18 protein-coding genes and 9 tRNA genes are annotated in these 21,405 nt (G+C 71.9%); 13 read left to right on the top strand and 14 right to left on the bottom strand.

Annotation, left to right across the window (positions count from 1 at the left end; translation table 11 throughout):
• Positions 1-51: 51 nt before the first annotated feature.
• From ACQP00_RS36865 to ACQP00_RS36885, 5 genes are read left to right on the top strand one after another with little or no spacing between them, the layout of a single operon-like run.
• A complete protein-coding gene (locus ACQP00_RS36865) occupies positions 52-2,163 on the top strand; it encodes an alpha-1,4-glucan--maltose-1-phosphate maltosyltransferase (protein ID WP_433204941.1) in 2,112 nt (703 codons plus the stop codon).
• 41 nt (positions 2,164-2,204) lie between these two features.
• Positions 2,205-3,905 (top strand): maltose alpha-D-glucosyltransferase, encoded by a 1,701-nt coding sequence (gene treS, locus ACQP00_RS36870; protein WP_433204944.1) that lies wholly within the window; start codon positions 2,205-2,207, stop codon positions 3,903-3,905.
• Positions 3,906-3,912: 7 nt separating this feature from the next.
• Entirely contained in the window at positions 3,913-5,235 is a 1,323-nt protein-coding gene (locus ACQP00_RS36875; RefSeq protein ID WP_433204947.1) for a maltokinase N-terminal cap-like domain-containing protein, read from the top strand.
• A gap of 8 nt (positions 5,236-5,243) precedes the next feature.
• Positions 5,244-7,352 (top strand): 1,4-alpha-glucan branching protein GlgB, encoded by a 2,109-nt coding sequence (glgB, locus tag ACQP00_RS36880; protein ID WP_433204950.1) that lies wholly within the window; start codon positions 5,244-5,246, stop codon positions 7,350-7,352.
• Positions 7,353-7,363: 11 nt separating this feature from the next.
• Positions 7,364-7,807 carry an SRPBCC family protein gene (locus ACQP00_RS36885; protein WP_433204953.1) on the top strand — a complete coding sequence of 148 codons (444 nt, stop codon included), beginning with the start codon at positions 7,364-7,366 and terminating at the stop codon, positions 7,805-7,807.
• Here the strand turns inward: ACQP00_RS36885 and ACQP00_RS36890 are convergent.
• Complete coding sequence (locus tag ACQP00_RS36890) at positions 7,795-9,444, bottom strand: hypothetical protein (protein ID WP_433204956.1); 1,650 nt, start codon at positions 9,442-9,444, stop codon at positions 7,795-7,797. The two genes, ACQP00_RS36885 and ACQP00_RS36890, sit on opposite strands and share 13 nt — an antisense overlap.
• Before the next feature lie 130 nt (positions 9,445-9,574).
• Between ACQP00_RS36890 and ACQP00_RS36895 the strand changes: the two genes are divergently transcribed.
• Complete coding sequence (locus ACQP00_RS36895) at positions 9,575-10,189, top strand: hypothetical protein (RefSeq protein ID WP_433204959.1); 615 nt, start codon at positions 9,575-9,577, stop codon at positions 10,187-10,189.
• Here ACQP00_RS36895 and ACQP00_RS36900 read toward each other — a convergent pair.
• Entirely contained in the window at positions 10,159-10,653 is a 495-nt protein-coding gene (locus tag ACQP00_RS36900) for a hypothetical protein (protein WP_433204962.1), read from the bottom strand. The genes ACQP00_RS36895 and ACQP00_RS36900 overlap by 31 nt on opposite strands.
• A gap of 25 nt (positions 10,654-10,678) precedes the next feature.
• Here ACQP00_RS36900 and ACQP00_RS36905 point away from each other — a divergent pair, with 25 nt between their 5' ends.
• Together ACQP00_RS36905 and ACQP00_RS36910 are read left to right on the top strand one after the other, a co-directional pair.
• The gene (locus ACQP00_RS36905; RefSeq protein WP_433204965.1) at positions 10,679-11,503 is read left to right on the top strand and encodes a serine hydrolase; all 825 of its coding nucleotides are present in this window, start codon (positions 10,679-10,681) and stop codon (positions 11,501-11,503) included.
• 9 nt (positions 11,504-11,512) lie between these two features.
• Positions 11,513-12,340 carry a transglutaminase-like domain-containing protein gene (locus tag ACQP00_RS36910; RefSeq protein ID WP_433204968.1) on the top strand — a complete coding sequence of 276 codons (828 nt, stop codon included), beginning with the start codon at positions 11,513-11,515 and terminating at the stop codon, positions 12,338-12,340.
• Positions 12,341-12,437: 97 nt separating this feature from the next.
• Here the strand turns inward: ACQP00_RS36910 and ACQP00_RS36915 are convergent, their stop codons facing one another.
• Positions 12,438-13,751, bottom strand: a complete 1,314-nt coding sequence (locus ACQP00_RS36915; RefSeq protein WP_433204971.1) for a diguanylate cyclase domain-containing protein — start codon at positions 13,749-13,751, stop codon at positions 12,438-12,440.
• Positions 13,752-13,775: 24 nt separating this feature from the next.
• Positions 13,776-15,095, bottom strand: a complete 1,320-nt coding sequence (locus ACQP00_RS36920) for an ABC transporter substrate-binding protein (protein WP_433204974.1) — start codon at positions 15,093-15,095, stop codon at positions 13,776-13,778.
• Between the two features lie 275 nt (positions 15,096-15,370).
• On the opposite strand from ACQP00_RS36920, the gene ACQP00_RS36925 reads away from it, so the two are divergent.
• The 5 genes from ACQP00_RS36925 to ACQP00_RS36945 all read left to right on the top strand — a co-directional run bounded on the left by ACQP00_RS36925 (position 15,371) and on the right by ACQP00_RS36945 (position 19,894).
• Positions 15,371-16,117, top strand: coding sequence for a C40 family peptidase (locus ACQP00_RS36925; RefSeq protein WP_433204977.1), 747 nt, complete (start codon positions 15,371-15,373; stop codon positions 16,115-16,117).
• 72 nt (positions 16,118-16,189) lie between these two features.
• Positions 16,190-17,518 carry a methyl-accepting chemotaxis protein gene (locus ACQP00_RS36930; RefSeq protein WP_433204980.1) on the top strand — a complete coding sequence of 443 codons (1,329 nt, stop codon included), beginning with the start codon at positions 16,190-16,192 and terminating at the stop codon, positions 17,516-17,518.
• A 51-nt stretch (positions 17,519-17,569) separates the two neighbouring features.
• On the top strand, positions 17,570-18,496 hold the full coding sequence (locus ACQP00_RS36935) for a superoxide dismutase (RefSeq protein ID WP_433204983.1): 927 nt from the start codon (positions 17,570-17,572) through the stop codon (positions 18,494-18,496).
• A gap of 137 nt (positions 18,497-18,633) precedes the next feature.
• A complete protein-coding gene (locus ACQP00_RS36940) occupies positions 18,634-19,368 on the top strand; it encodes a class I SAM-dependent methyltransferase (RefSeq protein ID WP_433204986.1) in 735 nt (244 codons plus the stop codon).
• A 28-nt stretch (positions 19,369-19,396) separates the two neighbouring features.
• Positions 19,397-19,894, top strand: coding sequence for an LURP-one-related/scramblase family protein (locus ACQP00_RS36945; protein ID WP_433204989.1), 498 nt, complete (start codon positions 19,397-19,399; stop codon positions 19,892-19,894).
• Here the strand turns inward: ACQP00_RS36945 and ACQP00_RS36950 are convergent.
• From ACQP00_RS36950 to ACQP00_RS36995, 10 genes are all read right to left on the bottom strand, one after another.
• A complete protein-coding gene (locus tag ACQP00_RS36950; protein ID WP_433204992.1) occupies positions 19,891-20,268 on the bottom strand; it encodes a hypothetical protein in 378 nt (125 codons plus the stop codon). The genes ACQP00_RS36945 and ACQP00_RS36950 overlap by 4 nt on opposite strands.
• Before the next feature lie 129 nt (positions 20,269-20,397).
• Positions 20,398-20,471 (bottom strand) — tRNA-Cys (locus ACQP00_RS36955).
• 5 nt (positions 20,472-20,476) lie between these two features.
• Positions 20,477-20,550, bottom strand: a tRNA-Arg gene (locus ACQP00_RS36960).
• A 16-nt stretch (positions 20,551-20,566) separates the two neighbouring features.
• A tRNA-Tyr gene (locus ACQP00_RS36965) sits at positions 20,567-20,649 on the bottom strand.
• Positions 20,650-20,716: 67 nt separating this feature from the next.
• Positions 20,717-20,795, bottom strand: a tRNA-Met gene (locus tag ACQP00_RS36970).
• A gap of 2 nt (positions 20,796-20,797) precedes the next feature.
• Positions 20,798-20,870 (bottom strand) — tRNA-Lys (locus tag ACQP00_RS36975).
• A gap of 4 nt (positions 20,871-20,874) precedes the next feature.
• A tRNA-Glu gene (locus ACQP00_RS36980) sits at positions 20,875-20,948 on the bottom strand.
• Between the two features lie 11 nt (positions 20,949-20,959).
• A tRNA-Leu gene (locus ACQP00_RS36985) sits at positions 20,960-21,032 on the bottom strand.
• 11 nt (positions 21,033-21,043) lie between these two features.
• Positions 21,044-21,118, bottom strand: a tRNA-Gly gene (locus ACQP00_RS36990).
• A 1-nt stretch (position 21,119) separates the two neighbouring features.
• Positions 21,120-21,191: transfer RNA gene (locus ACQP00_RS36995), tRNA-Ala, on the bottom strand.
• Positions 21,192-21,405 lie beyond the last annotated feature (214 nt).

Here is a 21,405-nt window from a genome sequence, read left to right on the forward strand (position 1 = left end):
ATACCAAGACGAGTCCTGCGGGCTCCCGGACAATTCGATACGGTGAGGATCATGGGCAATCCCCCTGAGGCGCTCAAGACCGAGATCGCGACCACCAAGCCGACCGAGACGGAGATCGCCCTGTCCGAGGAGCCGGTGCAGGCCCAGGAGACCGCCGAGTCGCCCGCCGCGTTCTTCCACGCCCCGGCGGTCGGGGTCGGCCAGCGGTTCCCCATCGAGCAGGTGACCCCGCAGATCGAGGGCGGTCGCTTCGCGGCCAAGGCCGTCGTCGGGGAGGCGGTGCCGGTCTCCGCCGTGTCGTACCGCGAGGGCCACGCGATGATGGGCACCAACGTGGTGCTCATCGCCCCCGACGGGAGCGAGCGGCCGTTCAACCGGCTCGTCCCCGGCCCGGTCGGCACCGACTCGTGGCTCGGCGAGATCCGCCCGGACGCCGTCGGCGCCTGGACGTTCGCGGTGGAGGCGTTCAGCGACCCGTACCTCACCTGGCACAACGCGGTCTCCAAGAAGATCGCGGCCGGGCAGGGCCTGGAGGACCTCGCCAACGACCTGACCGAGGGCGCGGCGCTGCTGCGCGAGGCGGCCGAGGGCATGCCGGAGGCGGAACGGGGCCGGGTCCTCGGCGCGGCCGGCGCGCTCGACGACGCCGACATCCCGCTGTTCGCGCGGGTGTCGCCGGCGCTCGGTGTCACCGACGTGCTGTGGCGGCACCCGCTGCGCCAGCAGGTGACCCGCGGCGTGGCGCTGCCGCTGTGGTGCGACCGGGAGCGGGCGCTGTTCTCCGCCTGGTACGAGTTCTTCCCGCGCTCCGAGGGCGCCGTCGTCGACGAGCGCGGCAAGCCGGTCAAGCACGGCACCTTCGCCAGCGCCACCCCGCGGCTGGCCCAGGTGGCGGCGATGGGCTTCGACGTGGTGTACCTCCCGCCGATCCACCCGATCGGGCGAGTCAACCGCAAGGGCCCGAACAACACGCTGGTCGCCGGCCCCGAGGACATCGGCTCGCCGTGGGCGATCGGGGCGGAGGAGGGCGGGCACGACGCGATCCACCCGGACCTCGGCACCCTGGCCGACTTCCGGGCGTTCGTCGCCGCCGCGCAGGGGGTCGGCGTGGAGATCGCCATGGACCTGGCGCTGCAGTGCGCGCCGGACCACCCGTGGGTCACCGAGCACCCGGAGTGGTTCACCACCCGGGCCGACGGCAGCATCGCCTACGCCGAGAACCCGCCCAAGAAGTACCAGGACATCTACCCGCTGAACTTCGACAACGACCCGGAAGGCATCCGGGCCGAGATCCTGCGGGTCGTCCTGCACTGGGTCGGGCAGGGCGTCAAGATCTTCCGGGTCGACAACCCGCACACCAAGCCGGTCGGGTTCTGGCACTGGATCATCGGCGAGATCAAGGCCGTCGACCCCGACGTGCTGTTCCTGGCCGAGGCGTTCACCCGCCCGGCCATGATGCACGGCCTGGGCAAGATCGGCTTCACCCAGTCGTACACCTACTTCACCTGGCGCGTGCTGGGCTGGGAGATCCGGGAGTACGTCGAGCAGCTGATCGCCGCCGCCGACTACATGCGGCCGAACTTCTGGCCCAACACGCCCGACATCCTGCCGGAGCACCTGCAGCACGGCGGCCCGCCGATGTTCAAGATCCGGGCCGTGCTGGCCGCGCTGCTCAGCCCGTCCTGGGGCATGTACGCGGGCTTCGAGCTCTTCGAGCACCTGGCCCGGCCGGGCGCCGAGGAGTATCTGGACAACGAGAAGTTCCAGCTGCGCCCGCGCGACTGGGAGGCGGCCGAGCGCAACGGCGAGTCCCTGGCGCCGTACCTGCGCCGGCTCAACACGGTGCGCCGCGAGCACAAGGCGCTGCAGCGGCTGCGCAACACGGTGTTCCACGGCATCGACAACGAGCAGGTCCTGTGCTGGTCCAAGCGCGACCCGGAGACCGACGACACGATCCTGGTGATCGTGTCGCTGGATTCACACAACGTGCAGTGGGGTAACACGACGTTGGACATGCCCGCGCTCGGTTTCGACTGGCACGAGCGGTTCACGGTGCGCGACGAGATCACCGGCGCGACCTTCGACTGGGGACAGCACAACGCCGTCCGGCTCGACCCCTACTACGAGCCGGCGCACGTGTTCACGGTGCATCGCCACCGGTGAGCCATCACCGGTGACGACGGGCAGCAAGAGGTAGGTACAGCATGAGCGACGCAGTCGAGCACCCGTCCTCCAGCGACTTCGGCCAAGCGCGGGTCATGGCCGCGGACGAGGGCTGGTTCCAGCGGGCCGTCTTCTACGAGGTCCTCGTCCGGGCCTTCGCCGACTCCAACGCCGACGGGTCCGGGGACCTCAAGGGACTCATCGGCCAGCTCGACTATCTGCAGTGGCTCGGGGTGGACTGCCTCTGGCTGCCGCCGTTCTACGACTCGCCGCTGCGCGACGGCGGGTACGACATCCGGGACTTCTACAAGGTCCTGCCCGAGTTCGGCACGGTCGAGGACTTCGTGGACCTGCTCGACGCGGCCCACAAGCGCGGCATCCGGGTCATCACCGACCTGGTCATGAACCACACCTCGGACTCCCACCAGTGGTTCCAGGAGTCCCGGCGCGACCCCGACGGCCCGTACGGCGACTACTACGTGTGGTCCGACACCGACAAGGCCTACAGCGACGCCCGGATCATCTTCGTCGACACCGAGGAGTCCAACTGGACCTTCGACCCGGTGCGGCGGCAGTTCTTCTGGCACCGCTTCTTCTCCCACCAGCCGGACCTCAACTACGCCAACCCCGAGGTCCAGCGCGAGATGATCGACGTGCTGCGGTTCTGGCTGGACCTGGGCATCGACGGGTTCCGGCTGGACGCGGTGCCGTACCTCTTCGAGTCCGAGGGCACCAACTGCGAGAACCTGCCAGAGACGCACGAGTTCCTGCGCCGCTGCCGCAAGGTCATCGACGACGAGTTCCCCGGCCGGGTCCTGCTCGCCGAGGCCAACCAGTGGCCGGCCGACGTCGTGGAGTACTTCGGCGACGGCGACGAGTGCCACATGGCGTTCCACTTCCCGCTCATGCCGCGCATCTTCATGGCGGTGCGGCGTGAGTCGCGGTTCCCCATCTCGGAGATCCTGGCCCACACCCCGCAGATCCCGGCGAACACCCAGTGGGGCATCTTCCTGCGCAACCACGACGAGCTGACCCTGGAGATGGTCACCGACGAGGAGCGCGACTACATGTACGCGGAGTACGCCAAGGACCCGCGCATGCGCGCCAACGTCGGCATCCGCCGCCGGCTCGCCCCGCTGCTGGAGAACGACCGCAACCAGATCGAGCTGTTCACCGCGCTGCTGCTGTCCCTGCCCGGTTCGCCGGTGCTGTACTACGGCGACGAGATCGGCATGGGCGACAACATCTGGCTCGGCGACCGCGACGGCGTGCGGACCCCGATGCAGTGGACCCCGGACCGCAACGCCGGCTTCTCCCAGGCCAACCCGGGGCGGCTGTACCTGCCGGCGATCCAGGACCACGTCTACGGCTACCAGTCGGTCAACGTCGAGGCGCAGAAGGAGAGCTCCACCTCGGTGCTCAACTGGACCCGCACGATGCTGCAGGTCCGCCGCCGCCACGAGGCCTTCGCCGCCGGCGAGTTCCGCGAGCTGGGCGGGTCCAACCCGTCGATCCTCGCGTTCGTCCGGGTGCACGGCGACGACGTCGTGCTGTGCGTGAACAACCTGTCCCGGTTCCCGCAGCCGATCGAGCTGAACCTGCAGAACTGGGCGGGGTACACGCCGATCGAGCTCACGGGGCACGTCCAGTTCCCGAACATCGGTCAGCTGCCCTACCTGCTGACCCTGCCGGGGCACGGTTTCTACTGGTTCCAGCTGAGCGCGCCGGTAGAGCAGAGCTAGGAGAGCCATGACTTCTCTGCCGTACACCGACTGGCTGCCGCATCAGCGGTGGTACGCGGGCCGCACCCGCACCCTGACCCACGTCGAACCGGCCGCCGTCACCCACCTGCCCGACGGGCTGGACCACGTGCTGCTCGACGCGCACTACGAGGACGGCGGCTCCGAGCAGTACCAGCTGTTCGTCGGCTGGAACCTCGACGTGGCCGCGGAGCTGTCCGCCGCCGCGCTGATCGGCGCCGACGGCGACCGCACCGCCTCCGACGCCCTCTACGACGAGCACTCGGCCCAGCGGATCCTGGCCCTCATCGACACCGGCGCGGTCGTCGACGGGGTCCGGTTCGTGCCCGAGCCGGGGGTGGCCCTGCCCGTCGACGCGCCCGCCCGGATCAGCGGCGCCGAGCAGAGCAACACCAGCGTCGTGTTCGACAGCGCGGCGATCCTCAAGATCTTCCGGCGGGTCACCCCGGGCATCAACCCGGACCTCGAGCTCAACCGCGTCCTGGCCCGGGCCGGGTGCCCGAACGTGGCCCGGCTGCTCGGCGCGATCGAGCGCGACGACCTGGCGCTGGCCATGGTGACCGAGTACGCGCAGAACTCCGCCGAGGGCTGGGCGATGGCCACCACCAGCGCCCGCGACCTCTACGCCGAGCACGACCTCAAGCCCGAGGAGGTGGGCGGCGACTTCGCCGGCGAGTCCGCCCGGCTGGGCGAGGCGGTCGCGCACGTGCACCGTACCCTCGCGGAAGAACTCGGCACCCAGAGCGCGGCGCCGCCGGTGGAGGCGATGCTCGCCCGCCTGGACACGGCCCTGCGCGTGGTGCCCGACCTGCAGCCGCTGGCCGGCGACATCGCGGCGCTGTTCCAGAAGGCCGGCGAGGACCCCGTCGCCACCCAGCGCATCCACGGCGACCTGCACCTCGGTCAGGTCCTGCGGACCCCGGAGTCGTGGCTGCTGATCGACTTCGAGGGCGAGCCCGGGGTGGCGGTGGAAGAGCGAAGGAAGCCGGATTCGGTACTGCGTGACGTCGCCGGCATGCTGCGCTCGTACGAGTACGCCGCGAACCAGCTGCTGCTCGGCCAGGAGGACGACGAGGGGCTCGCCCGCCGGGCCCGGCAGTGGGTCGAGCGTAACCGGGACGCCTTCTGCGACGGCTATGCTGCCGCCGCCGGATACGACCCGCGGGAGGACCGGGCCCTGCTGCGCGCCTACGAGCTGGACAAGGCCGTGTACGAGAGCGCGTACGAGGCGCGGTTCCGCCCCGGCTGGCTGCGGATCCCGCTGCAGTCGATCGAGCGCATCGTGAACGGTTCGGACCTGACGACAAGGTGAGCACCCCTATGAATCTCGACGACCTGATCGCCGGGCGGTCCCACGACCCGCACGGCATCCTCGGCGCACACCTGAACGGCGACGTGACCGTCGTGCGCACGCTGCGCCGCGGGGCCGGTGCGGTGGCGGTGGTCGCCGACGGCGAGCGGTACCCGATGAGCCAGGTGCACGGCGAGGGCGTGTTCGAGGTCCAGGTGCCCGGCGCCCTCACCGACTACCGCATCGACGCCGACGGCACGCTGAGCGACGACCCGTACCGCCACCTGCCCACCCTCGGCGAGCTCGACCTGCACCTCATCCAGGAGGGCCGGCACGAGCGGCTGTGGAGCGTCCTCGGCGCCCAGGTGCGCGAGGACGGCGTCGCGTTCGCGGTCTGGGCCCCCAACGCGCGCGGCGTGCGCGTCGTCGGCGACTTCACCGGCTGGGGCCCGCACGACGGCCTGCCGATGCGCTCGCTGGGCGGCAGCGGCGTGTGGGAGCTGTACGTGCCGGGGGTGACCGCCGGGCAGAAGTACAAGTTCCGGCTCCTGACCCCGGACAACGACTGGGTGGAGAAGGCCGACCCGCTCGCCCAGCACACCGAGACCCCGCCCGCCACGGCGAGCGTCGTGTACCGGTCGCAGTACGACTGGAAGGACGGCGACTGGGTCGCCGCCCGGGCCGCGCGGCGCACCCACGAGGAGCCGGTGAGCATCTACGAGGTGCACCTGGGCTCGTGGCGGCCCGGCCTGAGCTACACCGAGCTGGCCGACCAGCTCACCGAGTACGTCACGGAGATGGGCTTCACCCACGTGGAGTTCCTGCCCGTGATGGAGCACCCGTTCGGCGGCTCGTGGGGCTACCAGGTCACCGGCTACTACGCCCCGACCGCGCGCTTCGGCTCCCCGGACGAGTTCCGCCACCTCGTGGACCGCCTGCACCAGGCCGACATCGGCGTGATCCTCGACTGGGTGCCCGCGCACTTCCCCAAGGACGCCTGGGCCCTCGCGCGCTTCGACGGGACGCCGCTGTACGAGCACGGCGACTGGCGCCGCGGCGAGCACCCGGACTGGGGCACCCTCATCTTCGACTTCGGCCGCAAGGAGGTGCGCAACTTCCTGGTCGCCAACGCGCTGTACTGGTGCGAGGAGTTCCACGCCGACGCGCTGCGGGTCGACGCGGTCGCCTCGATGCTGTACCTGGACTACTCGCGCGAGCACGGGCAGTGGGCGCCGAACCAGTACGGCGGCCGGGAGAACCTCGACGCGATCTCCTTCCTGCAGGAGGCGAACGCGACCGTCTACAAGCACCACCCCGGCATCATGATGATCGCCGAGGAGTCGACGGCCTGGCTCGGCGTCACCCGCCCCACCGACTCCGGCGGCCTCGGCTTCGGCTTCAAGTGGAACATGGGCTGGATGCACGACACGCTGACGTACGTCGCCAAGGACCCGATCTACCGCCAGTACCACCACAACCAGATGACGTTCGCGACCGTCTACGCGTGGAGCGAGAACTACGTCCTGCCGATCAGCCACGACGAGGTCGTGCACGGCAAGGGCTCGCTCGTCGGCAAGATGCCCGGCGACCTGTGGAAGAAGCTCGCCAACGCCCGCGCCCTGCTCGCCTACATGTGGTCGTTCCCCGGCAAGCAGCTGCTCTTCATGGGCTGCGAGCTCGGCGACGAGCAGGAGTGGAGCGAGGAGCGCGGCCTGGACTGGGGTCTCGTCCAGGACCCGATGCGCGGCGGCCTGCAGCGCCTCGTGCGCGACCTGAACGCCGTGTACAAGGACACCCCGGCCCTGTGGACCCAGGACACCACGCCCGACGGCTTCCGCTGGATCAACAACGAGGACGCGGGCGGCAACTGCTTCTCCTACCTGCGCTGGGGCGGCGACGGCTCGGTCGTGGCGGTCGTGGTCAACTTCGCCACGCACCCGCACGAGGGCTACCGCGTCGGGCTGCCCTTCACCGGCCGCTGGACGGAGATCCTCAACACCGACGCCGCCGTCTACGGCGGCTCGGACGTGGGCAACATGGGCGCCGTCGAGGCGACGGGCGAGCCGCACAACGGCCTGCCGGCGTCGGCCGTGCTGCGCATCCCCCCGCTCGGCGCCCTGTGGTTGAAGCTGGGCTAACGTCTTCGTCCATGAGCGTGGACTTCCGCGACACCATCGCGATCGCGGCACCGGCCCCGGTCGTGGGCGGCATCATGAACGCGGTCCAGGAGTGGCCCTCCTGGACCGCGTCGATCTCCACTGTGGAGCGTTCCTCGGCCGGTCCCCTGACGGTGGGCGAGTCGGTCGTGGTGACGCAGCCGAAGCTCCGCCCGGCCACCTGGACCGTCACGAAGGTCGACACCAACGGCTTCGAGTGGACGTCCTCGTCGGTCCCGGGCGTGCACAACGTCGGCGGGCACTGGGCGGTCGACAACGGCGACGGGACGTGCACGGCGGAGCTGACCCTGTCCTTCGCCGGTCCCCTGGCCCGGGTCGTCACGCTGTTCTACGGCAGCCTGATCCGCCGGTACATCCGGATGGAGGCCGAAGGGCTGCGCAAGGCCGCGGAGGGTGCCGCCGCTCAGGGCCGTTGATGGCGGGGCAGGTGGTACAGGACGTTGTGGTCGTACACGAGGATCGTCCAGCGGTGCAGGTCGACCTGCTGGACCGGCGGGCCGAGGCGGATCACCACGCCGCTGAGCGTGCCGTAGTGCTCCAGCTCGCGGTCGACGATCACGAAGCGGGCGTCGTGGCGGCGGGGGTCGAACCACTCGGCGCGTGACTCCCAGTGGAACGCGCGCGGGACCTGGTCGACGATCGGCGCCACCCGGACCCGGCCGCCGGTCGCGACCGTGACCGTGTGCGAGGCCCAGTACGCGCCGACGCCGTAGTGCAGGTCGTGCGCCTCCAGCCAGGCCGCCGCCTCCGCGGCCTCCGGCGGGGCCGGCTTCGCGATCGCCGCCTGCACCGCGAACGCGGCCAGGAGCACCGCGGCCAGCGCACCGGCGACGGCCCGCACGGGCATCCCCCGGGGCGGCCGGCGCAGCAACGCGCCCAGCCGGTCACCGAACACCCGCCCGGCCAGCACCGCGCCGAACGGCAGCACCGCGACGACCTGGCGGGCGCTCGCCATGTCCGCCGCCTGGGTCGAGGCCACGAACGCGGCCAGGTTGACCGTGATCGCGGCGGCCAGCCACTGCGCGGTGCGGTCCTCCGCGAGCCGCCGGCGCAGCAGCCCCGCCACCGTGACACCCAGCGCGGCCAGCGCGGCCGCCATCAGCAGCAGCTTCACCGACGCGGCGGCGTAGTTCAGCGCCGTCACGAAGGGGCCGTCGCCGCCCAGGAACGGGAAGTACGCGCCCCAGTCGACCGCGGTCGTGCGGGCCAGCATCAGCAGGTGGTCGGGCACGTCGGCCCAGGTCGTGAACTCGGCGATCGGCGGGTGCACCTGGTACCCGCCGAAGCGCCCGATCAGCGCCACCGCGGCGTGCGCGATCGCGACCGACGACACCGCCGCCACCAGCAGGTGCAGGTCAGGCATCCGCGACGCCGAGCCGCCGCGAACGATCCGGAAGGCGCTCACGACCGCCAGCGGCAGGGCGCCGATGTACATGGCGAGGGGGTCGCCCATCTGGGCCACCACCAGCAGCGCCGTGATCGCCGCCGGCCACCAGCGGCGAAGCGCGCCCCGGTGGTCGATCAGCAGGGCCGCGACCAGCAACGGGACGCCCGTACCGGTGTGGTCCGGCGTGTTGAGCACGATCGACCAGCCGGCGTGCGGCTCCGGGACCAGCAGCGCGGCCACGACCAGCGCCGACCGGCCCCACGCGGCCGCGCCCGTGGCCGAGCCGCGGGCCGCCAGCGCCGCGAAGACGATCAGCAGCACGTACGTCGAGGCCGCCGCGACGTGCACGACGTCCGGGTTCAGGCCGTACACGAGCTCGATCAGGGCGTACTGGAGCAGCTCGGTCGGAAAGAACGAGACGTCGCTCAGGGACCAGCCGGACAGGAACACGTTGCCGTGCAGGATGTCCGCGGCCTGCAGGGCGTTGGCCGCGCCGTCGGCGTTGGTGGTGTTGGCGCGCGCGATGCGCAGGTAGCCCAGCAGCAGCACGGCGACGCCGGCGACGAGCAGGCCCCACGCGATCAGCGGGCTGCGCGCCCGCGCGGGTGGAGGCGGGGGTCCGGCGGTCCGCTGACGGGGGATGGTCACCGTGGGCGTCGGGCTCACCCGCGCCATTCTGGGGTACGGGCGCTGTCGTCCATCGGTCAGGTCCGATCACCGACAGTTGCGGCCGCGGGGCAACCTTCCGCTGTTGCCACGACGTCTTCCCCGCAACACGACTACACTGCGTAGTGCTATGCGTACCAAGCTCGCGATCGTCGGGGTCGCCGCCGTGGCCGTCGTCGGGGTCGCCGCGGTGGCGGCGGGGCAGGCCGTGGGGCTGCCGCCGCCGATCGACCCGTCGGCATCGCCGTCGATGGAGCCGCCGTCCGCGTACCCGTCGCCGGTGGTGTCCGGGCCCGGGTCGCAGGCGGTGGACTGTTCGACGATTCCGCGGTACGACACCGGGATCCTCCCCGCCGACGCGGGCGGCGAGTTCGTGCCCTACGGGGCCGACACGGTGACCCGGTGCGACACGGCCCTGGAGACCCCGTCGCCCACCACGGCGCCGCCCCAGGTGCTGACCCAGGACCTCGCGAGCTTCGTGCAGGTGCTCAACAGCCTGCCCGCGCCCGAGACCAACCAGGCCTGCCTGCGCATGGCGTTCCCGACGCAGCTGAGCTTCGTGATCACGTTCGAGCCGCGCACGCGGCGCCGGCCGATGGTCGTCGTGGTCGACCGTAACTGCGCGGCCCTGGTCGTGTCCGACTACACCGCGACCCGCGTCCGCTCGTACGCCACGCTCGACCCGATGCAGATCTTCGACAAGCTCTACGCGGCTCAGTCGCCCTCGATGGGCACGACCCGATAGGAGCCGTCCGGCGCGGAGTGTTCAGGCGCCGCCCGCTCGGCCGTGTGCGAGTGGACCCGCGACCCCGACGGCCCGCGCCGGGAGATGACCTGAAAAGCCACAAGCCGAACAGGCCGCTCCGGTACCGCGAACCGCCCCGTCCCCCACCGCACCCACAACGCCTCCCGCCCCGCCGCCGCCTCCGCCGCGAGTTTGTCCAGGGTCCGCCGCCGGTCGGCGTGGTCGACCTCGACGACCAGCGGCGGCGCCGAGGGCCGGGCGATGCCGACGTCGACGACCGAGAACTGCTGCTCGTACGGCGGCGGCAGCGGCACCACGCTCTTCGCCCGCCGGTACGCCCGCCAGCCCTCCCCCACCGCCCAGTCGACGGTCGCGGCGATGAGCAGCTCGGTGACCTCGTCGGTGCCGCGGTCGGCGAACACCAGCCGGTCCAGGTGAGCCCGCAGCGCCTCGGCAACGTCCATGGCTGGAAACCCTAGACTCCGGCTGGTGGCCCTTCCCACCGTCACGCGGATCCGCCGCGCGTACACCCGCCTGACGGCCCGCGCGGGCGGCGACTGGCACGCCCGGATCACCCTGGGCGACACGACGGTGCTCGCCCACGACGAGGACCGCCTGGTCAAGGGCTACAGCATCCAGAAGCTGTTCGTCGCCGCCGCCCTGCTGTCCCGCGCCGACCGGGGCGACCTCGACCTGGCCGACCGCGTCCGCCTGTCGAGCGGCGACATCCTCGGCGGCAGCGGCCTGTACCACCTGCAGCCCGTCCACGGCGACCAGCTCACCGTCGCCGGCGTCCTCACCGCCCTGCTGCTGGTCTCGGACAACACCGCCGTGCGGCTGTGCGGCCGGCTCGTCCCCGCCCCCGAGATCAACGAGATCCTCGCCTCCCTCGGGTTCGCCCGCACCCGGGTCGCGCCCACGGCGGCCGACCCGGCCCGCTTCCTGCTCGGCGACACCACCGCCCGCGAGACCCACGACCTGCTCACCCGCCTGGCCACGGGCCGTCTGCTGACCCCGGCGAGCACCGCCTTCCTGCTCGCCGTCCTGCGCTCCCCGTCCGGCTATCACGATGGTGTACGCCACGATCTTCCCGGCCCCGCCCGCACCAGGGTCGCCACCAAACACGGCGCCGACCACGATCCGCGCGGCGCCGCACGGCACGAGGCCGGCATCGTGTTCGCCGCGGACGACACCCCGGCGCTGATCTACAGCCTCTTCGCCGACGCCCTCCCCGCCGCCGGCGACTACGGCCCCACCCACCCGGCCGTCAAAGCCCACGCCGCGTTGGGGCGGATCCTCATCGAGAGTTGCTAGGTTCGAACCATGTTGCAGCGGTACCGCGAGCAGTCGCGCTTCAGCGACCCCGGCCGGTTCGGGGAGCTCCTCGACGGCCTGCCCGACGGGCTCCCCGAGCTCATGGCCACCGTCCGCAACGTGGTGGTGCATTACCGGGCGGCGGGGATCGCGTTCGACGGGTCGCGGCTGGCGGAGATCGACTCGCGGTGGGTGTCGCGGATGCTGGAGCGCGACCAGGAGCGTTTCCCGGGGCCGCTGGACGGGGTGCGGCCGGTCGCGGAGCGGGTGCTCGGCTGCTGCCGGGACTTCACCCTGCTCACCGTGGCGGCGCTGCGGCAGCGGCAGGTTCCGGCGCGCAGCCGGGTCGGGTTCTCGCCGTACTTCGCCGACGACTGGAACTACGACCACGTGGTCGCCGAGTACTGGAACGGGCGCCGCTGGGTGCTCGCCGACGCGCAGCTGGAGCCGGCGGACCACCCCTTCGACACGGCCGACCTGCCGCAGTTCATCACGGCGGCGCAGGCGTGGACGGCGCACCGGCGGGGGCTGATCGACGCGGACCGGTACGGGGTCGACCCGGGCCTGCCGTTCCGCGGGCACCAGTTCCTGCTCGACTCGGTGCTCCTCGAAGTCGCGCACCGGCAGTGCGACGAGGCGCTGCTGTGGGACCAGTGGGGCGCGATCACCGACCGCACCGCCGACGAGCTGGCCGAGCTGCTGCTGTCCGCCGACCGCGGGGACCTCGACGCCGAGCGGACCCTGGCCAAGCGGTACCAGACCGATCCGTCGCTGCGCCTGGCCAACCGCGTGCACTGCATGTCCCCCAGCGGCTTCGACGGCTGGGTATCGATCTAAATGGCCCTACTGGCACCGTTGGATACCGTGCGATGTCCTGAAAAGCGGTGGGGGAGCTTCGCTCCACCCACACCCCTCAAGACCGCACCGGCTCCCACTAAAACACGACGCGGCCTTTGCCGCCGGTTTTCGCGGCGTACATGGCTTGGTCGGCGTCGTGCATCAGGGCGTCGATGGGGACTTCGCCGTCCCACAGGCTGACGCCGATGCTGGCCCGCGGGGTGATGACGCAGTCGGGGCGGAACACGGCCGGTTCCTGCAGGTCGGTGCAGAGCCGGTCGGCGATCAGGTAGACGTCCTCGGCCGAGGGGACGCCGTCGAGCAGGACGGCGAACTCGTCGCCGCCGAGGCGGGCCACGGTGTCGGCGGGGCGTACGCCGGCCACGAGCCGCTCGGCCACGACGGTGAGCAGGAAGTCGCCCGCGTTGTGGCCGTAGGCGTCGTTGACCTGTTTGAAGCCGTCGAGGTCGACGATGAGCACCGCCACCGGCAGCCCCTGCACGGCGTTGGCCCGGGCCGCGCCGATCCGCTCGCGCAGCAGGGCGCGGTTGGCCAGGCCGGTGAGCCCGTCGTGGGAGGCGCGGTGGTGGACCTCCTCGAACGCGGCCCGCAGCACGCCGAGGGTCTCGTTGAGGGAGCGGCCCATCTGCCCGACCTCGTCGCCGCGGTCGAGCTCGACGCGGCGGCTCAGGTCGCCGCGGGCGACGCGGGCCAGCACGTCGACGACCTCGCGCAGCGGCCGGGAGATGGCCCGGGCGGTGAGCACGGCGAGCAGGATCGCGGTGAGGGCGCCCGCGGCGAGCAGCCCGGCGGTGAGCTGGGTGTTGCGGATGCCGTTGGCCTTGGCCCGCCGGGCGCCGTCGGCGACGGCCTCGACGAGCTGGTCGAGGAAGGCGTTGGCGCGGTCCTTGACGGCGCGGGCGATGGCCTCGGAGCGCACCAGCACGACGGTGGCGGCCTGCTGCCGGTCACCGGCGTTGGCGGCGTCGAGGGCGGCCTGGCGGGCGGTGCGCCACATGGTGATGGTGGCCGCGAACGCCTTGAGCCCGGAGCGCTCGCTCTGCGGCAGGGCGATCGCGCGGAGCTCGGCGATGCGGGCGTCGATGTCGCGGTCGGAGTCGACGATGACCTCGGCGTAGGTGTCGCGGTAGAAGCCGGGGTCGGCCAGGATGTAGGCGAGGACGGCCTCGAGCTGGGCGCTGACGGCGGAGCGCACGGTGGTCATGCGGTCCAGGGCGACGACGTTGACGCGGTACTCGCGGTCCTGCTCGTCGACGAGCCGCTGCAGGTTGACCAGGCCGACGACGCCGGACGCGGTGAAGATCGCGGTGACGACGAGGGACACACTGACGATCTTGGTGGCGATCCGCAGATCCGCCACCCGCCGCCGTACGCGCCGCAACACCTTCACGTCATCGGCACCCGGTCAACGTGATCAAGCCGGCCAGCCGGTCTCGATGCGGTGCAGGACGGTAGCGGTGTCGGCGCCGTTGATCCAGTCGGTCATCCCGGCCCAGAACGTGCCGGCCCCGACGGCGGCGGGCATCTGGTCGGAGCCGTCGAAGCGGAACGTGAACCCGGGGTCGGCGAGCAGGGCGGCGGTCAGCTGCTCGATCGGGGTCGTGAGCACGTCGCGGTCGAGGCCCTTGTTGGGGCTGACGATGCCGGCGGTGCGGGCCCGGCGGTCGGCGAAGTCGGGCGTCGTGAGGTACAGGCGCAGGGCCTGCACTTCGGGACGCCCGGTGAACGCCCCCGCGAAGACTCCCGCCCCCAGCAGCGGCCGCCCGGCGGACGGGTCGATCGGCGGCAGGTAGAACGCGTAGAGGTCGCCGTCCTCGGCGATGGTCGCGTTGGCGGGCCAGAAGCTGGTGTAGAACGACGCCTGGCGGTGCAGCGCGCACTGGCGTTGCAGGATCGGCAGGCCGCTCTCCTGGTAGGCGGTGGTGGCGATGCTGGCGACCCCGCCGAAGCCGCCGTTGACGTACTTCGGGTCGCGCAGGATCCCGCCCGCCTTGTCCAGGGCGGCGGCGACCCGCGGGTCGTCGAACGGGATGCGGTGCCCGACCCACTGGTCGTAGACGTCGGGCCCGGCCGTGCGCAGCAGGGTGTCCTCGAGCCAGTCGGTGGCGGGCCAGCCGGTGGCGCCGCCGGACTCGATCCCGGCGCACCACGGCTTGACCCCGGTGGCGGCGATGCGGTCGCTGAGGGCGAGCAGGTCGGCCCAGGTCTGCGGGACGGTGTAGCCGCGTTCGGCGAAGTACTTCGGGGAGTACCAGACGAGGCTCTTGACGTTGCCGTCCAGCGGGGTGCCGTAGAGGACGCCGTCGACGATGCCGTAGCGCTGCCAGTCGGCCGGGTAGTACTTGTCGACACTCGCCGCGACGGCCGGGGTCGCGGGCTGCAGGCGCCCGGCGCGGGCCATGGCGGCCAGCAGGCCGGGCTGCGGGAAGAGCGCGACGTCGGGGGCCTTGCCGGCGGCCGCCTCGCCGGCCAGGGCCGTCTCGAAGTCGGACCGGCCGGTGTAGTCGATCGTGATGCCGGTGCAGCTCTGGAACGTCTCCCAGGCCTTGACGAGCTTGTCGGCCTCGACGTCGCGGATCGACGAGCTGACCGTGACGGTGCTGCCCCGATGCCCCTGGTACGGCGCGAACGGGCCGCACGTGGGATCGGCGGCGGGGCCGGCGGCGTCGGTGCCGGCGCACGCGGCCAGCAGCGCGACGGCCGCGACCACGGCGGCCGCCCGCGGAAACCCCATGAAGGCAGCATATGCCCGCAAATCGCCCGCAAACCTCGGACGCCCGAACGGCCGGGAAAGGTTGTCCGGTCGGTACGGACATATCGGTCGATACCCGCACATCAGTGGGTGAGATAGGTGGTGAGGAATGTCACGACCGTTCGTGACCGCGCCATAACCGGCCTAGCGTCGCCAACGGCCCCACCCGGGGCCGGTCTACCGCAATGTCCGTTTAGCCCGGTACTTCGGGTCAGCTCCGGCCTCCACGGCGGAACTCCCACCCGAGACACGCGAGAGTGCACCGGGCCGTCCGTGGAGCCGACCTGAACGCTCGCCAGCCGCTGCACCGCATCGCAGCAGGCACCGCAGCCCTTGCCCTCTCCGCCGTCTGGCTCGGCCCCTCCGCCGCCGCGGCCCAACCCGCACCGTCGTCGCAGACGGAGCAGACCGAGGCGGCCCCGGCCGGCTCGCCCGCTCCGACGCTCGCCGAGCAGGAGCGCCTGCTCGCCGCCTACGAGCGCGCCGACCGTGCCCACCGCGAGACCTTCGTCAAGCTCGCCGCCTCGCAACGCGACGCCGCGACACCACCGCCGCCGCCCGCGCCGGTCGTGACGAAGACGCCCACCAAGAAGGCGCCGACGAAGAACACGACGTCCACGCCCGCGAAGAAGAAGTCCACGTCCACGACGACGTCGAATGTGGCTCCCCCGTCCGGGGCCGCCGGCACCGTCGTGAACTTCGCGCTCGCCCAGGTCGGCAAGCCGTACGTGTACGCCGCGTCCGGCCCCGGCTCGTACGACTGCAGCGGCCTGGTGATGGCCGCGTACGCCAAGGTCGGCATCAAGCTGCCGCACCAGAGCGAGCAGATCGCCGCCCGGGGCCGTCAGGTGCCCTCGGGCCAGTGGATGCCGGGTGACGTCATCCACACCTCGGGCCACGTCGCCATCTACCTGGGCGGCGGCAAGATGGTCGAGGCGGCGAACCCGTCCGCGGGCATCCGGGTGGCACCGGTCCGCGGCGGCACGGCCTACCGGTTCCTGTAGGCGCTCCCCCCGATCGCGCCCGGCCGGGCATTTCTTCTCAGAAGCGTGCCCGGCCGGACCGATCAGCCCGATATGAGCGGATTGCGCAGGCCCGTGCTCCTCGCGCCGGTCCTGTGGCTGTCCGACCGGATGCGCACGGGCGCCCGGATGGCGGTCCTGGTCGCGCTGCCGCTGGTGGCCGCCCTGATCGCCCGGGACTGGACGCCCGCGGTCGCCGCGGCCGCCGCCGGATGGTTCGCCGCCGCGGTGTGGTGGGGCACCCGCCGCGACGCCCGCCTCGCCGCCGCCGCGATCACCGCGACCGCCGAGGGCGAGCTCTCCCCCGCCGCGCTGCCGGCCGGGCGGGACGAGTTCGGGGATGTCGGCCGTACCATCGACGGCGCCCGGCACCGCCTCGCCGACCGCGACGAGCGGCAGCGCCGGGCCCGCCACGTCCGCGAGGAACAGCTGCACGCGAGCTTCGAGCAGCAGCGCGAGGGCCAGCGGCGGCTGCGCGAACAGGCCCAGGACATCGTCGACGAGTCCGTCGGGGCGATCACCGCCGAGCTCGAGGACGTGGTGGCCCAGGTCGGCGAGGTGCGCCAGGCGGCCCGCACCATCGAGGAGCGGGTCGGGGCGGCCGACCGGGCCACCGCCTCCGTGGTCGAGCGGGCCGGGGAGGCCGAGCGGGTCGTGGAGGCGCTCGGCGAGAGCCTGCGCCAGGTCGAGGGCACCACCCAGCTCATCGCCGGCATCGCCGCGCAGACCCGGCTGCTGGCGCTCAACGCGACGATCGAGGCGGCCCGGGCCGGGGCGGCCGGGCGCGGCTTCACGGTCGTGGCCAACGAGGTCAAGGACCTGGCCGGCAGCACCGCCGAGTCGACCGAGCGGATCGCGGCCGTGCTGGCCGACCTGGAGCGCAACGCGGCGCAGATGGCGGACACGATCCGGGCCATGGTGGCCGGGGTCGGCGGGATCGGCGAGGCCACCGCCGTGCTGCACACCGTCGCCGACGACCAGCACGCGACCGTCGAGCGGCTCACCGGCCGGGTCGGCGAGACGCGCGAGCGCATCCACGCCATGTCGGCGCTGACCGAGCGGCTGGAGCGGCGCAACGCCGAGCGGATCGCCACGTCCGGCCCGGTGCGCCTCGGCGTCGACGGCGGCTCGGCGTTCGTGACCGCGCGCATGCTCGACCTCAGCACCGGCGGGCTGCGGTGCGAGGCGGCGGATGCGGTACCCGTACAACCCGGCGACACCGTGATCGTCGAGCTCGACGTGGCCGGCGCGCCGGTGCGGGCCCACGCCCAGATCATGCACGTCGTGCACCGCGACGACCTGACCGAGGTCCGGGTGCAGTTCCTGCGGCCGCCGGACGACGTCGTGGAGCGGATCCGCCGGTTCATCGTCGCCGCGGCCTGAACCGTTCCCAGCCTGGGAGGGTATCTACTAGACATGACCGTATATCGACGAGTGACCGTCGTGCTGACCCTGGCGGCCGCGATCACGGCCACGCTGCTGGCCGGTCCGGCCGCGGCGAACGCCTCGGGAGCGGACCGCCCGCTGCCGACGACCCTCAACCTGCCCGCCGGGTTCCAGCCGGAGGGGATCGCGATCGGGCCCGGCCCGTTCGCCTACTTCGGCTCCCGCGCCGACGGGCGCATCTTCCGCGTCAACCTCGTCAGCGGGGCCGGCGCCCAGCTCAGCCCGGCGGTCGGCACCGCCTCGCTGGGCCTGAAGACCGACGGCCGCGGCCGGCTGTTCGTGGCCGGCGGAGGCGGCGGCGACGCCCGGGTCGTGGACACCCGCGGCGGCAAGGTGCTCGCCTCCTACAAGTTCACCACCGGCACCACGTTCGTCAACGACGTCATCCTGCTCGACGGCGCCGCGTACTTCACCGACTCGCGGCAGGCGGTGCTGTACAAGGTGAGCACCGGCCGGCGCGGCGAACTGCCGAAGTCGTTCACCACGCTCGCCCTCACCGGCGACTTCGTGCTCACGCCGGGCGTCAACAACCTCAACGGCATCGCGACCACGCCCGACGGCCGGGCGCTGATCGCGGTGCAGTCCAACACCGGGTTCCTGTTCCGCATCGACCCGCGCACCGGCACGACCAGGCGCATCGACACCGGCGACCGCACGTTCGTCAACGGCGACGGGCTGTGGCTGGCCGGGCGGACGCTGTACGTCGTGCAGAACCGCGACAACAAGGTCGTCGCGGTCGAGCTCGACCGGGCCGGCACGACGGGCCGGGTGCGGGCCGAGCGCACCGACCCGCGCTTCGACGTGCCGACGACGATCGCGCAGTTCGGGCACCGGCTCTACCTGCCCAACGCCCGCTTCACCACGACCCCGGGACCCGACACCGTCTACACGGCCAACGCCATCACCGCGTTCTGATCAGCTACTGCGCCGCCGCCGCTTCCCGCGGCGGCGGCGTTTCAGGACAGCTCGCGGGCGATGTGCGGGCCGAGCCCGCGCCCGGCCCCGGTGACCAGTGCGACGGCGTCGTGCAGCTCCATGAGATCGTTGACACCGTGGCTGACGGCAGGCAGTTCGGGGAAGTGGCCGACGTCTACGAGGACGCCCGGCCCGGGTACGCGCCGGACCTCGCCGACACGATCGCCGCCTTCCACGGGCGCGAGCCGCAGGACGTGCTGGAGATCGGCGCCGGCACCGGCAAGGGCACCGCGATCCTGGCCGCGCTCGGCGGTCGGCTCACCTGCGTCGAGCCCGACCCGCGGATGGCCGCCCTGCTGCGCTCGCGCCACCCGGCGGCGCACGTGATCGTCGCGCCGTTCGAGGACGCGGCCGCCGGCCCGGCCGACGTCGTCGGGTGCGCGCTCGCCTGGCACTGGCTCGACCCGGCCCGCCGCAACCGCCTCGCCTGCGACGCCCTGCGGCCGGGCGGCACGCTCGCCGTGTTCGGCCACCGCTACGACTACGCCGACCCCGCGCACCAGCAGGCGTTCGACCGGGCCTTCAGTTCGGTCGACGAGTCCCCCTTGTTGGTACGGCCCGATGACTGGGTCCACCGCGACGTCCTCGGCGCGGGGCTGTGGACGGACGTGCGGGACGTCCAGTCGAGCCGGACGGTGCCGATGGCGGCGCCGGAGTACCTGCGCCTGGTGCGCACCTTCGGCCCGTTCCGCGCCAAGTCCCCGCAGCTGCAGCAGCGCCTCCTCGACGTCCTGGCCGCGACCCTGTCCGAGCTCGGCGGCGGGACGGTGCTCGACCTGCGCGGCTTCCTCGTCCTCGCTCGCCGGGCGTGACTGGCGCGGCGGGCGGACACTTGATGGCATGTATGTCATCAAGGAGCGCTTCTTCGACCTCGGCGACGACTTCGACGTCACCGACGACCACGGGCGCAAGGTCCTGCACGTCGACGGCAAGGTGCTGAGCCTGCGGGACAAGCTCGTCATCGAGGACCCGTCCGGCAACGAGGTCGCCTCCGTGCATCGCAAGCTCATCGCGCTGCGCCCGACGTACCAGATCGAAATCGGCGGCGAGGAGGCGGGCGAGGTCCGCAAGAAGCTCTTCACGCCGTTCCGCGAGAAGTTCACCATCGACGTGCCCGGGCCCGACGACCTGACCATGTCCGGCGACCTGTTCGACCACGAGTTCACCGTCGAACGCGGCGACCGCGAGGTGGCCACGGTCTCGAAGCGCTGGCTGAGCATCCGCGACAGCTACGCCATCAACATCGCCGACGGCGAGAACCACCTGCTCATCCTGTGCGCCGTCCTCGCCCTCGAACTGGCGATCCAGCGCGAGAAGAAGGAAGACGACAAAGACTAGAGCGCCGTCGCTTCGAGGCGGCGGCAGTGGGCCCGCAGGATCTCCAGGGCCCGCTCGCTGACGGTCAGGCCGGCCCGCTCGACGTAGGCGAAGTCCGCGCCCGGGTCGGCCCCCGGCACCAGCCGCACCAGCTCCGGCGGCGCGGTGCCCGGCTCGACGAAGCTGTCCTCCCGGAAGTACCCGGCCGCGGGCGCGGTGTCGAAGCCGGTCAGCCCGGCCGCGGTCAGCTCGGCCACCAGGGCCGGGCTCGCCACGATCTCGGTCGTGCGGGCCGCCAGCCCGTCGGGCAGCCAGGACAACTCGACGGTCAGCACGCCGTCGCGGTCCTCGCACAGGTCCCAGGCCGGGTCGGGGTCGAGCTGATAGCGCACCATCGGCGCAGCATACGCAAGGTCGCAGGCCCCGGTGTCGATCCGGGCACTCCGCCCTTATGAGGGGCGGCCGAGCAGCCGACGCTCCGCCTGCGGGGCAATGGATCCACAGTGGATGGCACAACGCGGAAGAGGCCGCAGCCGGATTCGAACCGGCATGTCTCGATTTGCAGTCGAGCCCCTTGAACCTGCTCGGGCATACGGCCCCGGGTGCCTCCGGCTGGACTCGAACCAGCGACCTCCGGTTTCGGAAACCGGCACTCTCGTCCGCTGAGCTACGAAGGCAAGATGCGGTGAAGCGTGCGGGCGGAGGGATTCGAACCCCCTCAGCGCGTGGCAACTGGTTTACAGCCAATCCCGACTCTCCAACGTCGGCGCGCCCGCGGGGACGGGGAGGCCGGCCGGCCCCCGATGGAACAACCGGCCGGTCCCCCGTCAGGAAGATGGAACGTGGACGCAGGGGCGGGATTCGAACCCGCGGTTTCTGGCTTATGAGACCAGCGAGGACGACCGAACTCCTCCACCCTGCAAGTGCGCCGCCGGGGACTCGAACCCCGAACAAGCCGGTTAAGAGCCGGCTGCTCTACCAGTTGAGCTAGCGGCACGTCGAAGCGCGGACGGGACTCGAACCCGCAACGTTCCGGAGTGAAAATCCGGCGACTCTCCCATTCGTCCACCGCGCCACACACGAGCGTGCCCCCGGCGCGATTCGAACGCGCACCGTCGACGTCCTCAACGTCGTGCCTCTGCCGTTGGGCTACGAGGGCGCACACACACGAGCGGCAGCCGGGATTCGAACCCGGGGCCTCCGCCATGGCGAGGCGGCGCTCTGGCCGGACTGAGCTACAACCGCGTGGACCTGAGCGGATTCGAACCGCTGACCCTCGGTCTGCCAGACCGATGCGCTACCGCTGCGCCACAAGCCCATGGACCGCCGGCGGCATCGATCCGTCGTGCGGTACCCAAGAAAAAGAATGCGTGTGCCATCCACTGTGGAATTGTCAAAGAACACAAAGAAAAACCGCCCGGTCCCCATTGGGGCGGGCGGCGGAGGCGTCGCTAGCAGGCCGCTAGCCGCTCCACCGTCCCGAGACGTAACCGCCCCGCATACAGGCATAACCGTAGGCAAGGAGAACATTG

The organism is Dactylosporangium sp. CS-047395 (assembly GCF_050942185.1).
In the GTDB taxonomy this organism is placed as follows: Bacteria; Actinomycetota; Actinomycetes; order Mycobacteriales; family Micromonosporaceae; genus Dactylosporangium.

Excerpts from the sequence above, each read along its gene's own strand:
- ACQP00_RS36930 (WP_433204980.1), top strand. The coding sequence starts at position 16,190 with ATGAGCGGATTGCGCAGGCCCGTGCTCCTCGCGCCGGTCCTGTGGCTG.
- ACQP00_RS36895 (WP_433204959.1), top strand. The coding sequence starts at position 9,575 with ATGCGTACCAAGCTCGCGATCGTCGGGGTCGCCGCCGTGGCCGTCGTC.
- ACQP00_RS36875 (WP_433204947.1), top strand. The coding sequence starts at position 3,913 with ATGACTTCTCTGCCGTACACCGACTGGCTGCCGCATCAGCGGTGGTAC.
- ACQP00_RS36945 (WP_433204989.1), top strand. The coding sequence starts at position 19,397 with ATGTATGTCATCAAGGAGCGCTTCTTCGACCTCGGCGACGACTTCGAC.
- ACQP00_RS36920 (WP_433204974.1), bottom strand. The coding sequence starts at position 15,095 with ATGGGGTTTCCGCGGGCGGCCGCCGTGGTCGCGGCCGTCGCGCTGCTG.
- treS (WP_433204944.1), top strand. The coding sequence starts at position 2,205 with ATGAGCGACGCAGTCGAGCACCCGTCCTCCAGCGACTTCGGCCAAGCG.
- ACQP00_RS36865 (WP_433204941.1), top strand. The coding sequence starts at position 52 with ATGGGCAATCCCCCTGAGGCGCTCAAGACCGAGATCGCGACCACCAAG.
- glgB (WP_433204950.1), top strand. The coding sequence starts at position 5,244 with ATGAATCTCGACGACCTGATCGCCGGGCGGTCCCACGACCCGCACGGC.
- ACQP00_RS36910 (WP_433204968.1), top strand. The coding sequence starts at position 11,513 with ATGTTGCAGCGGTACCGCGAGCAGTCGCGCTTCAGCGACCCCGGCCGG.
- ACQP00_RS36885 (WP_433204953.1), top strand. The coding sequence starts at position 7,364 with ATGAGCGTGGACTTCCGCGACACCATCGCGATCGCGGCACCGGCCCCG.
- ACQP00_RS36900 (WP_433204962.1), bottom strand. The coding sequence starts at position 10,653 with ATGGACGTTGCCGAGGCGCTGCGGGCTCACCTGGACCGGCTGGTGTTC.
- ACQP00_RS36950 (WP_433204992.1), bottom strand. The coding sequence starts at position 20,268 with ATGGTGCGCTATCAGCTCGACCCCGACCCGGCCTGGGACCTGTGCGAG.